Source organism: Shewanella sediminis HAW-EB3 (assembly GCF_000018025.1).
GTDB classification, from domain to species: Bacteria; Pseudomonadota; Gammaproteobacteria; order Enterobacterales; family Shewanellaceae; genus Shewanella; species Shewanella sediminis.
The window spans coordinates 3,567,824-3,582,107 of the sequence record NC_009831.1 but is presented as its reverse complement, the minus strand read 5'-3'; the positions used below and the strand labels follow the sequence as shown (position 1 = coordinate 3,582,107).

General features: G+C 46.6%; 10 protein-coding genes. 2 read left to right on the top strand and 8 right to left on the bottom strand.

Features of this window, described 5'->3' with window-relative positions; all coding sequences use genetic code 11:
• Positions 1-47: 47 nt before the first annotated feature.
• Both SSED_RS15525 and rfbA read left to right on the top strand, forming a co-directional pair.
• Entirely contained in the window at positions 48-1,013 is a 966-nt protein-coding gene (locus SSED_RS15525) for a DHHA1 domain-containing protein (RefSeq protein ID WP_012143293.1), read from the top strand.
• Between the two features lie 174 nt (positions 1,014-1,187).
• Entirely contained in the window at positions 1,188-2,114 is a 927-nt protein-coding gene (gene rfbA / locus SSED_RS15520) for a glucose-1-phosphate thymidylyltransferase RfbA (RefSeq protein WP_012143292.1), read from the top strand.
• On the opposite strand, the gene SSED_RS15515 is transcribed toward rfbA, so the two are convergent.
• From SSED_RS15515 to SSED_RS15480, 8 genes are all read right to left on the bottom strand, one after another.
• Positions 2,085-3,395, bottom strand: a complete 1,311-nt coding sequence (locus SSED_RS15515; RefSeq protein WP_012143291.1) for a CDP-glycerol glycerophosphotransferase family protein — start codon at positions 3,393-3,395, stop codon at positions 2,085-2,087. The genes rfbA and SSED_RS15515 overlap by 30 nt on opposite strands.
• A gap of 14 nt (positions 3,396-3,409) precedes the next feature.
• Positions 3,410-3,805, bottom strand: a complete 396-nt coding sequence (tagD, locus tag SSED_RS15510) for a glycerol-3-phosphate cytidylyltransferase (protein ID WP_012143290.1) — start codon at positions 3,803-3,805, stop codon at positions 3,410-3,412.
• A gap of 90 nt (positions 3,806-3,895) precedes the next feature.
• Positions 3,896-5,413 (bottom strand): sugar phosphate nucleotidyltransferase, encoded by a 1,518-nt coding sequence (locus SSED_RS15505; RefSeq protein ID WP_012143289.1) that lies wholly within the window; start codon positions 5,411-5,413, stop codon positions 3,896-3,898.
• 56 nt (positions 5,414-5,469) lie between these two features.
• Entirely contained in the window at positions 5,470-7,620 is a 2,151-nt protein-coding gene (locus SSED_RS15500; protein WP_012143288.1) for a WecB/TagA/CpsF family glycosyltransferase, read from the bottom strand.
• A 547-nt stretch (positions 7,621-8,167) separates the two neighbouring features.
• Positions 8,168-9,211, bottom strand: a complete 1,044-nt coding sequence (locus SSED_RS15495; protein ID WP_012143287.1) for a glycosyltransferase family 2 protein — start codon at positions 9,209-9,211, stop codon at positions 8,168-8,170.
• A complete protein-coding gene (locus SSED_RS15490; RefSeq protein WP_012143286.1) occupies positions 9,201-10,568 on the bottom strand; it encodes an oligosaccharide flippase family protein in 1,368 nt (455 codons plus the stop codon). The genes SSED_RS15495 and SSED_RS15490 overlap by 11 nt, the downstream gene beginning before the upstream one ends.
• Before the next feature lie 594 nt (positions 10,569-11,162).
• A complete protein-coding gene (locus tag SSED_RS15485) occupies positions 11,163-12,410 on the bottom strand; it encodes a capsular polysaccharide biosynthesis protein (protein ID WP_012143285.1) in 1,248 nt (415 codons plus the stop codon).
• 446 nt (positions 12,411-12,856) lie between these two features.
• Positions 12,857-14,266 (bottom strand): GumC domain-containing protein, encoded by a 1,410-nt coding sequence (locus tag SSED_RS15480; protein ID WP_012143284.1) that lies wholly within the window; start codon positions 14,264-14,266, stop codon positions 12,857-12,859.
• Positions 14,267-14,284 lie beyond the last annotated feature (18 nt).

The window sequence follows — 14,284 nt, the reverse complement described above, 5'->3', positions numbered from 1 at the left end:
ACTTTCTTAGCTTCATCTTGAGCCTTCTGACTTCTATATAGGATTTTATGAACTACGATATTTTTAATGGTGATGCCGATGGCATTATTTCATTACTGCAGCTTCGCTTAGCGAACCCTGTTGAGAGCAAACTGGTGACCGGCGTTAAGAGGGATATTGGCTTGCTCGGAAAGCTGACTGAAAAAGTTGGCCTTTCTAAGACTGATAAAATCACCGTGCTCGATATCTCTATGGAGAAAAACCAAACAGGCTTAGTGAAAGTACTCGATGCAGGAGTCGATGTTTTTTATGCCGATCACCACAGGGCCGGCGAAATACCTACGAGTAAACATTTAGATGCGCATATCGATCTGGATGCCGATACCTGTACGGCGTTAATTATCGACAAACTCTTGGATGGTCAGTTTCATTATTGGGCTATTACGGCGGCCTATGGCGATAACCTAATTGCCAAGGGTGATAAGCTTTCTAATCTTGCAGGTTTATCAGTTGAGCTGTCTGAACAATTGAAAGAGCTTGGCACCTTAATCAATTACAATGGTTATGGTGCTATAGTTGAAGATTTGCATTTTCATCCGGCGGTGCTTTATACGGCGCTTCTTAAATATGCCTCTCCTTTCGATGTAATTGCCGATAACAGCTCTCCTTTTTATCGGCTTCAAAATGCATATCAAGAGGATATGGCGAGTGCGTTAGCAATAAAGCCTGATCACCAGAGTGACAAACTGTCAATATTTGAACTCCCCAATGAGCCATGGGCGAGGCGTATTAGTGGCGTGTATGGCAACCAACTTGCTAATCAAAATCCCAAGTCTGCACACGCAGTATTAACGGAAAACCGTGACGGAACCTATACCGTTTCTCTACGTGCGCCTCTGTCGAATAAGCAAGGTGCGGGTGACATCTGCAGTCAATTCGAAACCGGAGGGGGCAGGGCCGCCGCCGCAGGGATCAATGCATTATCTAAAGAACAGATTGGCGATTTTATAAAAGCCGTAGAAGCGTTTTATTGATTTTGTGTAGGACCGGCTTTTATGTAAGACCGGCTTCAGCCGGGAATAGCTCTTTAGGTTAATAAAAAGCTTCGCGGCTGAAGCGCGCTCCTACAGAGTCTGGTGTCATCGCTTTGATTGCCCCACTTTTAACGGTACACTTCGCAGTAACCTCTTTTGAAGAAAATAGCAGTGATGAGAAAAGGCATTATTTTAGCGGGTGGTACAGGCTCTCGCTTGTTCCCTATAACACAGGTCGTGAGTAAACAGCTGCTGCCTGTCTATGATAAGCCTATGATCTATTACCCACTATCGACTCTGATGCAGGCGGGGATCACTGAAATATTACTTATCTGCACCCCTGTCGATAAACCCTTGTTTGAAACCTTATTGAAAGACGGAAGCCAATGGGGAATCTCCCTTCACTATGCCGAGCAAGCTAAGCCAAATGGACTTGCTGAGGCATTAATCATCGCAGAGCCATTTCTCAATGGTGAAGCTTGTGCACTGATCTTAGGGGATAACCTATTCTACGGTAATGCACTGAGCACTTTATTGACCGATATTAGCTCAAATAGTAAAGGGGCAACCGTTTTTGGATATCACGTTGCTAACCCCAAAGATTACGGTGTTGTTTCGTTCGATAGCTCTGGTAAGGTTTTGTCTATTGAAGAGAAACCGAATCAACCTAAATCTCAATATGCTATGCCTGGCCTGTACTTCTTTGATAATCGAGCCCCCCAATTCGCAAAGCAGGTTAAGCCTTCGGCTCGCAATGAACTCGAGATAGTCGATGTTATTAATGCTTACTTATCGGCAGGTGAGTTGAGTGTAAATATTTTGGGAAGGGGAACGGCTTGGCTGGATACCGGGAACCCCGATGCACTGTCTGAAGCGACGCAATTTATCGCAGCAATCGAAAAACGACAAGGCCTTAAAGTGAATTGCCCGGAGGAGGTCGCTTACCGTTTAGGTTTAATAGGCGCTGTCCAAGTAAAAACGTTAGCACAACCCTTGTTGAAAAGCGGATATGGTGAGTACTTATTAAGCCTGTTGGATGATCCATGTAAGACCGGCTTTAGCCGGGAAGGGCTATTGTCGGATCGATTTAAGCTGAGCTAGTTCATCCCTTCCGATAATTTCATTTTCTATTGTCGAGAAGGCATCGTTATCCTCAGTCTGCCAATAGATTTGCTGAAGTAATCGATACTCTTTTTCCGTCTCGGTGTCGATATGGAAACTCTCCTCTTTGTTTAACACCTCCAATAGTGCCGGGAATGTATGTACGGCTCTATTCGATGAAGAGTTACAGCTTGTTGAAAGCCCGCCGACTAAAGGTAGGCACTCTGCATAGTCATAAGCTTCTCTGAGTTGAGTCGATTCTTCCACTTGGTTGAAGCGGTAAAAAAGGATTGGGACCCGATATAAAAGCAGGTCGATAAACAGAGATGACTGGTCGGTGATTAATAGATCTATCTCGTGCAAGGTGCTGTAAACATCCTGCCAGGATGAGATATCTATGATATTTGGATACTGGCTTAGTTGCTTGCCCAGATGGGCTTCATTTGGATGAAAGCGAATTAAGAATAGCTGGTTATTCTGCTGCAGTTGTTTTGAGAGTCTGGGCCAGTCGAAGCCTTTATCGTAATGACTCATGCGACCCATCACGCTCTGGCTCAAGCTCGAGGCCTGACTCTTAATCTGGCTATTATTCCCCCGCGTCTGCGCGGTGTCGTGACAGGTAGGTACATACAAGATCACCTGATCATACTGCACATTAAAAATGCTCTTCAGGGATTTTTTTTGATTGGGATAGCGTCTGTGATAGTCGGTTCTCGGATTACCACTTCGTATCACCTGCTGCGGTGTGATTCTGAAAGCCGATGTGAAAAGGGGGTCGATAACCGGACTCGGGCTCAGCATGATATCGGGGGTGATATGTTGCTGGTGGAATTTCAGAGAGTTTAGTACTCGATCCAGTGGTCCCGCAGCATTATAGATGTGAGCTAACGGCCCTGATTCAATGTCGAACTCAATTTTCTTAAGCGGTGAGCCATGCCAGAGGTTTGTTTTTATTGCTCCCTTGGCGACATACTGATTGATGTCGCCAATATAGGTGTTATAAAAATAGTATTTTGAGGTTAGGCAATGATAGAGCCCACGCAGGCTTCTTCGGTGATAGGCTTCAATACCCTCTTCACGTAACTGTTTTATCAGGCTTGCATCTCCACTTATCCAGATGGCACGGATAAAGCGGGTCTGTTGCCAATGAAGGCATAAATACTTGGCATTATCTGAAAACTGATCCTTGTAACTACCCAGTACCGCCTTATTCATTCTCGGGCTGAAACCAGAGCAGTGATAGATTATTTTTCTTAATATTGATGTGATCACCTTCATCATATTCTTCTCACTTTTTATCGACTAATATCGGAGAGACTGCTCTTTATTTCCGTGGTGGAGATATTGCCGGTTCTGTCTAAGTAGATGACCTGACATTGACTGGATAGTGAGTCGAATTTCCCCTCCCAGTCATTGCCCATACCGAAAACGTCTATCTTTAGTCTTTTTATATCGTGTTGTTTCTGCTGCCAATTCATCTCTGGAATGACGAGGTCGACATAGCGACACGCGGCAATAATTTCAACCCTTTGTTGATAGTTGAAAAATGCAGCCTTGCCTTTTTGAGCATTGAACTCATCGGTCGAGACGCCGACGATGAGTCTGTCACCCAATGACTTGAGGCGCTGAAACAGGCGTACGTGGCCGAAGTGAAATAGATCGAATGTACCGTATGTGATAATCGTCTTCATGGGTCTTCTCCTCGAACGTTTGGTATTTTAAATGCTGCTCTCTAAAAGCTTTTTTCTACGGGCTTTGCTCACTCACCATTGGTTTTAAATCTACGACTCAAATTCACTCATTGAGCCACGGTGTTTTGAGCCTCTATGGTTGAATCCAAGGGACTGGCTGTGCACTCGCAAGGAGCACCAAATAAGTGAAAGGTATTTTGTGCTGTGATTATTAGCTTCAAATTCAAGCGCTAACAGGGCTCTTTCCTCTTGTGGAGCCGATTCATCGAGAAGGAGTTGCACGGGGCCAAATACCCCCAAGCGGTCTGTTGTTTGCCCGTGGGAATAACTGACTTGCGGGGAGGATCCAAAGAGATCTAATCTGCCACTGATGACGTAATACAGTTGAGGAATTAGTGCCAATATCATTGGGGATATGTTCCACTTCCATGTTTGGAAAGTATGCCCCAGATTATCTTTGTAGCTCTGTGTTATCCTTGCTCCTAATGCCGGTTCGGATAGCGAATCTTTTGGTGATTCGCTCTTATTATTGTCGCTATTCTTTACCCCGTAGCTGTTGATGAATGAAACCGCCTGTAACAGAGGCCATAAAGGTAAACTCATAGTAAGTAAAATGAAGAGTAAAAATCGCGTGATTAAACCCGTTTTATCTGTGCCCCCTTTCACTGCCACTTTGCAAGAGCCTATCAGAGCTTGATCGTCTATCTCTATGACGCCCTCGGTCCTTACATTTATCAGCAGGTTCTTACACAAAATACTGTCCTTTACCTCTAAGCCTTCGCCAACGTAGGTATGGGGTAACACCAGGCAGTTATTCAGTATTGAACCTTTATCTACCTGGCAATCATTGCCGACCAAAATACAGTTTTTCATGGTGACGCTGGGATCTATCCAAGCGTTTTCCCCAAGGATCCCCCATCCCTGTTGATCGTTTAACTGTCCTGTTCGTGCCTTTGCGCCAACATAAAAGTCTTGCTCGGGGTTGGCTGAGTTGTAACTGCGCTCCATAGGAGTTAGTGAAGGAAATTCGTTGGCTGCCAGGCTTAGGTTGGTATCCATATATGATTGGATACTGTCCAGCCTGCAGCAATGTCCATGAAGAACCAAGGTGACAACGGCTTCTTCATTGTCTTGCTGAGTCAGGGGCCAATTAAGATCGGCGATGTGGGGGAGGGCTGCCGGTAATAACATCATCCCCGCATTCTGGTTGGCCATCTTGGCTTGAACAAAGTTGTCCGGGAACTCTTTTGAGAACTCGATAAACTGCATAATCGATGGCGAACGGAATATATCTCCCCTGACAAGCAGTAACTTATCTTGCGTATCGAGTGAGAGGCGTTTTAACACGGCCGAGGTCTCCTCCTCTGGCTTACTCAGGAAGTACTCAATTTCAACTCCCCACTTTTTACCCGACCCCAAATGTTGCTCAATCTCTTTTGCCTGGGGAGAGATAACCAGTTTGACCTGCGTGATGCCTGATGAAGCGATATCCTCTAACGTATAGTCAATGACAGCCTTGTTGCCTACGGGGAGCAAGGTGGGGCAGTAGTAATGATTCAGAGGAGTGAGCTCATCTCCGAGTCTATTGGCAAAAATTATGGCTTGCATAGGTTACTCTCCATAGTAAAAAGTGATTGTTTTTATGGTTAAAGAGTTCTCTCAGGCTAGTAAGCCCCCCGTGCGAGCAGTACGGCCGGGATGGTTTTAAGTAAAATCCAAATATCGGTGAGCAGTGACTGTTGGTAGATATAATCCACATCCAGCTCCACCTGTCGGTCAAATGGAATATCTGAGCGTCCACTCACCTGCCAGATACAGGTTATGCCTGGTTTTACGGCTAATCTTTTTCTCTCTTTCAGAGAATATTGTTTTACTTCAGACTCCAGAGCCGGGCGAGGGCCCACCAGGGACATCTCTCCGCAGATCACATTCCACAGCTGAGGCAGTTCATCGATAGAGGCTTTTCTTATGAATTTGCCCACTAAGGTGATACGAGGGTCACGTTTCATTTTGAACAACACGCCCCCTTGCATCTCATTGTCAGCTTGTAGTTTACCCAGTCGCTGCTCGGCGTCCTGGTACATGGAGCGGAATTTCCACATGGTAAATGGGGTGTTATTTTTTCCTGCTCTTTGCTGGCTAAATAGCACCGGACCTTTTGATTCGATTCGGATCAGCAAGGCCACTAACATCAGAGCGGGAAGTAGAAGTAAGAGTAAAAATGAGGCGCCAAACAGGTCTAATATCCGCTTAACGCCGCAGCCTAGTCTTCTGCTGATCCTTTGACGTTGGCAGCGGGTGAGTGCGAGTAGATTTTTAGTTTCAATATTCGAAAGGTCTGCGATGCTGATATCTGAAGCTGTTGTGTCTGTTTTACACTCAGGTTCAATCATCGCACCATTACCCGAATGACTCTGATTAAGCTTATGGCTATCCTTGCGGATACTTTTCTGAGTCATCACAGCCTGTGCTCTTTCCCGGCGGATCTCTTTCAATACCCGGTAGATAAACAGGGGGTTTCCTAGGATATAGCGCTTCCACATACGTCCGGGCTCTTCAGATAGGCGGCATATCCACTCCATCCCAATCTGTCTCACCCATAATGGTGCGCGTTTGACCTTTTCCGCATAGAAGTCGAATAGTCCGCCAACCCCGATACCGACGGCGACATCGAGTCTGTGTTTATGCTTCGCAAGCCAAAGCTCCTGCTTGGGCGCCCCCATGGCGACGAGTAATACCGATGCCCCTGATTCATTTATCTGTTTGATGACCGCATCATTAAGCTTGGGATCATCGATGAAGCCGTGGTGAGTGCCGGCAACCTTGAGTCTTGGAAATCTGCACTGCATTTTATCTGCTGCCGATGCCGCTATTCCCTCTTCCCCCCCTAAGAGAAACAGGGAGAGCCCGTTATCGGCAAGTTGCTGGCACAATAGGGGGAACATGTCGGTACCGTTCAAATTGTCCTTCGGTGCTAAGCCTTTCCACAGGCTTGCCAGTCTGATCCCTGAACCGTCGGCAAAAACCATGTCGCAGGCATTTTGCAGGCAATGTCGGTACTGGCTGTTTTTTATGCTGATGTTCATGCAATCGGCATTAACAAATGCGTATTGAGCCATGGCTGGTTTATTCATCGCTTGTTTATCCACGGCTTGTTTATACATGGGTAGTGCTCTACTTTGTCTTGCTTGACTTGTGATCCTTGTGAGTAACTCAGACATACTCAAGTTGTTCAACTCGATATCAAACAGAGGGATCGTTTTCGTGTGCTTGTTAGCGTCATGGCTCGAGAATAACCAGATGACGAGAGTTCTGGAGATGGCGAGCAGGTAGCTTAGTGCGCTCCGGTGAGCGTTGATTATGGCGTTATCCTGATTTTCGAAACTTAATCCCACCTGTTGATGCATGAGTTTGAAAGAGAGCAGGCCCGGTTTTATCTCCGTCAGATTTGAGAGCTGGTTGGTTGAGAGCTTGTGGGTTAAGGAAGAGGCTGGGTTATGAGCACTGGCCTCTTCAAAAATATAGCTCTGCTCCGTGCCCAGCAGTGAAATGTCACCCTTTAGTAAGTTGAGCAGATGGGGCCATTGACAACAGATCCCCTCTCCGGTGAATTGATACAGAGTTATCTGTGTATTGTCCAAACCGTAGATGTAGACATATTCAATGGCAGAGCCATAACGACATCTTCTATAGATATACTTGAGTATTAATATCGGTGAGGCCACGGCTATCAGTAATACTGCTACCAGGATGTCGATAGCTCTTACCGAAAACGGTTTAATGCCCGTTTGAGTGATATGAGTCTGAGTTGTCATCCTTGCCTGCCTTAAGCCTATATAGCCGTTTGAGTGCGTTAAACCATTTTCATATAAGAGTAATGCATCGTTCGGGCCAAACCTTATTTATCTATAATTTCAGCTGGTTAGTGTGGTTTGTTCGGGTTTATTATTCAGTGGGGGGATTCAGAGTTGCAGTTTGCAATGCATAAAGGGTTTTGACAGTAGGAGCGTGCTTTAGCTGCTGTAGGAGTGTGCTTCAGCCACGAATTTTTAGTAGTGGGATGGGCGGTTCCCGGCTAAAGCCGGTCTTACATCAAAGCCGGTCCTACACGATATGGCAACAGGTCATATCCTCTTTGTAGGAGCGTGCTTCAGCCGCGAAGCTTTTAATCAGTGAATCGAATCAGCCATGAAATGTTCACGAAACCTTTCCCGGCTGAAGCCGGTCTTACACTATAGCTCTCCAATTCCCCTCCTTTGTAGGAGCGTGCTTCAGCCGCGAATTTTGGGCCGTTCTTATCACCTTTCCCGGCTAAAGCCGGTCTTACAAATAACTGAAGCCGGTCCTACATCAAAGCCGGTCTTACAATATTAGCGACGATTTAACGCCATCTCTGCTTATTCGCATCTTTTGGATGTGCCCCATACCAAACTGGCCTATGTTTTCACACACCTTATACAGTGATGATGGGAGCAGCCAGAGCAGATAGGCGGCGGTTAAGGTGACACAGGTTCTGCCTGTTTCATCGAGCATAATCGATGGTGATACGCTTAGCGCCTTGTTAATCAGTTTAATCGCAGCCTTACCTTGCCCATTGCGAATAGATTGGCGAGCCAGGTATCTGAGCTGATAGGCCCTGGCACTCTGCTCATTTTTCTTGAGTAACTTGGGTGCGAATAGTCTGGCCTTATCGATCATCTGCTCCCACGAGGCGAGCTGCTTCATGATATTTGATGAGAGCCCCTCTTGGTTAAGACGGTAGAAGGTCAGTGGCGCCGGGATCCCCTCCATCTTCCAATTCGTTGTCGCTATGATTCGTAACCAGCACTCTATATCTTCTGATTGACGAAATTTCTCATCGAAGTAACAGCTGTAGTGTTCAGCGTGATCCAGTGGCTGGAAACGAATATCGTTGAGTGTTTCCCGGCGGATCACCGGAGCCGAACCGTTACCAACGGGGTTTCTGCATAGTAAATGCGCTGCGGTGATCCCTGTTAATTGTGGCATCTGAAAGAAGTGGATCAGTTTGCCCTTATGGTTCATAAAGCTTGAGCGAGAGAAGCTTATTCCCACTTGCGGTGACTTATTCAGATGCTCGACATGCATCTTAAGCTTGTCGGCATGCCACATATCGTCGGAGTCGATAAAGGCGACGTATCGCCCGATGGCATGGCGAATTCCTGTGTTACGTGCCGCGGCGAGTCCTTTGTTGGTGACGTGATTGACGACACGGATCCTGTGGTCGAGTATTGTGCGACTGATCTCAAGGCTCTTATCGGTTGAGCAATCATTGACGAGAATGAGTTCAAAATCTGTGAAGGTTTGAGCTAACACAGAGTTAATTGCCTGTTTGACAAAGTGTTGAACGTTATAGATAGGCATAACTACAGATACTTTAGGCGTCATGGTGAACCTCCCGGTTAAAACCCTTGAGTTGATCTTGTTTAGCTCCTTTTCGAGAGCTCAGAATGAAGTGATGGATATAGAGATTAAATGCCGGCATTGCAATCAGGTGGATCACTAAGATCCCCAGGGCTATAGCTGTTAAGCCCCACTGGCTGCATACGCTAATGGTGATAGCCAACAGCAAGGTAAAGCCCAGGTTAAATGAGAGGTTCAATCTACTCTCACCTATGCTGATGAGTAATTGACTTGTCGCCTCTCCGATAGGTCTGACGAGCCCGCTTAAGCAAAGTAAAACAAATACAGGAAGTGCGCCTGCTTCTATCCAGTGGCTTCCGTAGACGAAAGGAAGATAGATGGGGGCGAGTATCGATTGCAGCGCGATAACGGGAACCGTGATCTTCAGGATAAGCTTAAGCGAATGGACATAGCGTTTCTGAAGTTCCACTTCCATGCTATCCCAAGCTTGATTACTTTTATCGCATAGGTGCGAATACAGTGCCGTACCATAACTTTGTATGATCCCTAAACTGATCCCTAAGCTGGTATTGAAGGCGAAAAAGTATATCCCCAGCGCCTCGATGCCAAGAAAATAACCGACGAGGAGGTAATCGATATTTTGTCTTAATGTGATACTAAAATCGCTTAAACCGACCTGAGAACCAAAGCGCAGCATCTGTGTGATAGTCCATGCTGAGCGGGGTTTAGCCTGGTCGGGTTTGGTGAGTGATTGAGCTTGAAAGAGCGGGTTGTGATATCTGTGTATGGCAATCCAGACAAAAATAACCAACACCTTAGGCAGAATAATGGCCCAAATTCCAAGCCCTGATAGCGCAAGGATAGCGGTAAGAATGCCATCTGTGATGGTTTGCCACAAAATTGCGCGACCAACGCGTCGCATGTTGTTGGCTCTGAGATTGATAGCGGCGTAGAGCATACCGAAGGGGAGTAAAAGATAGCTTGTTGCCATGAGTATCATAGGCGCGATGAGTGTCGAATCTTGGTTGAAGAAGGCGAGGGGCCAACTGAGTAAGCTCATGGCAACGAAGGCGGTTATAGCGGCAATCCAATTTGTTCTGTTCGCATTGGGGAGTGAAGCGAATAACGAATCATCGTCCATCTTTATCAATGCGGCAGAAGTGATTCGTCTTGTCGGGGTACAGATAAGCTCGAAACAGGCGAGAATAATAGCGACTTGCCCGAAGACCTCTGGCGTCAATAAGCGTGCTAAAATGATGCTGGAAGCTAATCTTACGATGCGCCCAAGAACCTGAGCCGAACCTAACCAGAAAAGACTCATTGAGAAAGTGCTTTTGGCTGGTTGTTCAATATCAGATGATTGCTTGGATGCATTATTCATTAAAGAGACCTTTAGTGTGGTAATAATGAGTGAATAAAAACGCGTTTTAACGGAGATTTAAATAACTCCTTCAAATCTTCTTAAGATAAGCGTTACAGGTTTCATGCCAACTAACAGCTTTCCTTTAGTGTGCTGATTTTATTGCCTATTTTAATTTATTGGTTAGTGTCTAGGTGAGAGGTCAGTTTGCTTGTTTCTGTTCTGCGATAGATTCGCTGCATGCTGGAGTGATCTGTTTGCAAAATGCGAATTGAAAATGGTTTTTGTAGGAGCGCGCTTTAGCCGCGATGCTTTTGCCTGTGTTTGTATCATCCTTCCCGGCTAAAGCCGGTCCTACACAAGAAATAATCCTCTCTGCACCCTCTGTAGGAGCGCGGTTCAGCTGTTGTAGGAGCGTGCTTCAGCCTCGAAGCTTCTGCCTGTGTTTGTATCATCCTTCCCGGCTAAGGCCGGTCCTACACAAGAAATGATCCTCCCTGCACCCAATGTAGGAGCGCGGTTCAGCTGTTGTAGGAACGTGCTTCAGCCGCGAAGCTTTTGCCTGTGTTTGTATCACCCTTCCCGGCTAAAGCCGGTCCTACATAAAAGCCAGTCCTACACAATACGCCCACTCTTATGTGCTATGCCTATCACGATCAACCCTGGCCAGAACAGGTAGGCGAGAATCTCCAGATTCTCTCCGAAGGTGTATAGAAAAAGCTGCAGCAATACGGCCACTGCGGATGCCGCGATGGGGGCTTTTAAAATTGAACCTATCAATGTGATAAAGCTGACAAGAAAAGGTAAAGCCAGCGAGATGGCTCCCACCAACCCTTTGACAAACAGGAGTCCGTACCAGGTATGATGTGAGCCTATCGGCATATATTCCACCAGATGTGGTCCCCTCTCCACTATGCCATGTCCCCATACCAGTGCTTCGCTGGCCCACCGCTCCAGTGCAATATCGGCCAGATGCTTACGTACTCTGGTTGAGCCCGCTCTGGCAGCTTTTATTGCCGTGATGCTCATCTCTATCTTTTCGATCGCCTGTGTACCAAATATGCCACCTAAGAGAGTCATAGGTGTGGCGATAAAGTAGAGCCAGGGTGACTTGTGGTGACGAATAAAGGAAAAATATCCGAGTAGAGTGAAGTAACAGACTAAGGCTAATCGTGATTGTGAAATAAGCACCAGCAGCAGGCTGCCAAGGATCCCATAGGTTTTAAAGCGCTTATCTTTTTCCTGTATGGCGAAGTTTAAGAAGAGGTTTCCCATCATACCCAGTGCCGGGGCCCAAGGGGTAAAGAGTCGCCATCTGGGGGTGCCACTGCCCGGATCGATCTCATACAGGCTGACACTGAAAAATTCGGGGCCAGGGCCACCTATGATACTGAGTGGCGAGACATATAGGGTGCCGGGTAATCCAACTAACCAGGCGATGACGCAAAAAGGAAACAGGAAGAAGGTATGCTTACATACCACACAGGTGGCACGGTAGATGATTTCGGGTCGAATATTGAGTGAACCAATTAAGGGGAATATCGCGAGTAGTGCCCAGCCTTTTGCCCAGCCTATGCTCGATTTTATCAGTTTAGGCAGGCCGAGTTCATGTTCAAAGTGAGCGATGACTAACGCTATCAGCATGATAAACATGCCTACTATCCAGCATAATTGGGCCGTAGTCATGATGAAGTCTTGTCTATCAAAAATAAAACGTTTGAGCATACGTAGGAGCAAGATCCAGCCAATGACAGGTGCGACAAGATACATGGCGCCAAGCAGCCAAAACAGGTAGGTATAGGTAATGCTATACCAGATGAGCTTCTCATCACTGTTTTCTGGCTTGAGAGTATCTCTGCTCATATGCGTTACCCTTTTGTAGAACCTAGAACCTAGAACCTAGAACCTAGAACCTAGAACCTAGAACCTAGAACCTAGAACCTAGAACCTAGAACCTAGAATCTATTTATCAGCGAATCGAATCAGCTATGAAATGTTCACAAAATCTTTCCCGGCTAAAGCCAGTCTTACATCAAAGCCGCTCCTACACGGTATGGTAATAGGCCATACCCTCTACGTAGGAGGGTGCTTTAGCCCCGAATCTTTGTAGGAGCGTGCTTCAGCCGCGAAGCTTTTGCCTGTGTTTGTATCATCCTTCCCGGCTAAAGCCGGTCCTACACAAGAAATAATCCTCTCTGCATCCTCTGTAGGAGCGCGGTTCAGCTGTTGTAGGAGCGTGCTTCAGCCGCGAAGGTTTTAATAACGCAGAGATCTGCTCCCGGCTTAAGCCTCTTTTGCGGTGAACATTTTCAAGTCGTTAAGATCTTCTGCAGTATCGGTTTTCTGATCCACATGATGCTTAAACCCGCTAGTGAAAAAATGGAAGCTACAATTCCGCCCAGTAAGGTTAAAACCCTTGCCATAGTGTTGGCCTTCAATGGCAAACTTGGTGGAGCGAGTAGTTGAAGTAGAGGGTAGGCCGAGTAGATATCGGCTTTTCCTACATCCATTTTAGCTAGCGCCGAGGTAAATACGGCCGTGGCGACCTGATGTTCCCGGTGAAGATCTTCAAGTTTTGCGGCGTCATCATTACTGTCCTCCAGACGAGTGTCCCAGGCGTTTATCTGTTCTGTAAGGGAGCGGAGCTCGTGGCTTAACCCTTCCGCCTCAGTAGTCACAGAGAGCAGTTGTTTCATTAACTGTGCCCGGCCATCGATATCATCGGCAGACAGCATCAACATAAGGGTGTCGTCCTGATAACCTAATAGAATTTTGCAGCGTTTTCTTAATGCGCGAAAAAGTGCTTGTTGTTGCTGAGTTTGGGTCATGATCTGGGGGTGCTTCTTACCATAACGCCCTGAATATTCTGCGAGAGTAGTGGTCGATTCTGTATAAATCACCAGTAGCTGCTGGTACAACTGATCATTCTTCAGCTTGAGCAGATCGGCAGCCTGTTGGGCGTTAAGGGACAGGTGCATTTCCAGCATTTTCTGGCTTGCTATTACGCCCTGTAACTTAGAGACCATATTAACCTTACTGTGTCTGAGCCTCTCTATTGTGAGCGCAAGCTCCTTAAATTGATCCAGTGATACCAGTCCTATCTGAGATTGAAAGTTGAGTATCTTTGCCTGACTCTGGCTCACCTTAGTGGCAAACCCATCGATGCCCATCTTGATCCCATTCTCTCTTTGATTAATCTCATCTTCTCTGAGTTGAGACAGCAGTGCCTGTAAACTGTGGTAGTGCGCCCACGCCTTATCCTGTGCCTCTTGTGCCGTAGTGCTACTGATATTGAACTGCATCAATCCCGTTTGATTTGGCAGCTTTAACTTGGGCTTTCCCATGGCCTGAGGTGTCAGCTTTACGGTTTTGGCGGCGGCATCGAGTAAGATCTGGCTCATCGACAGTGCCTTATAATTCTCTCTGGGGTCGATGGCCGAGCTTAAGTAGGGAGAGCTGCTTGTGCTGGTGGCCTGACCTATACTGTCTAAGCTGACTAATGCTCCTGCTCCGGCGCCCGGCAGGATAAGTGTCCACTTACTGACAAAACGTGCGGGAGTATTCGCTATCGCAATGATCGCTAGTGTCCAGATCAGTGTTAGAGCCGCTAATGCTGTTTTTATATACACCCAGCGACGCGCATTAACAGGCAAGCTGCTGCCCTTAATCGCGGCTCTTTTTAACCAGAGAAGCTGGCTTGGGTGATGTTTGTTTTTCATCTTCTTCATCCTTGGAAC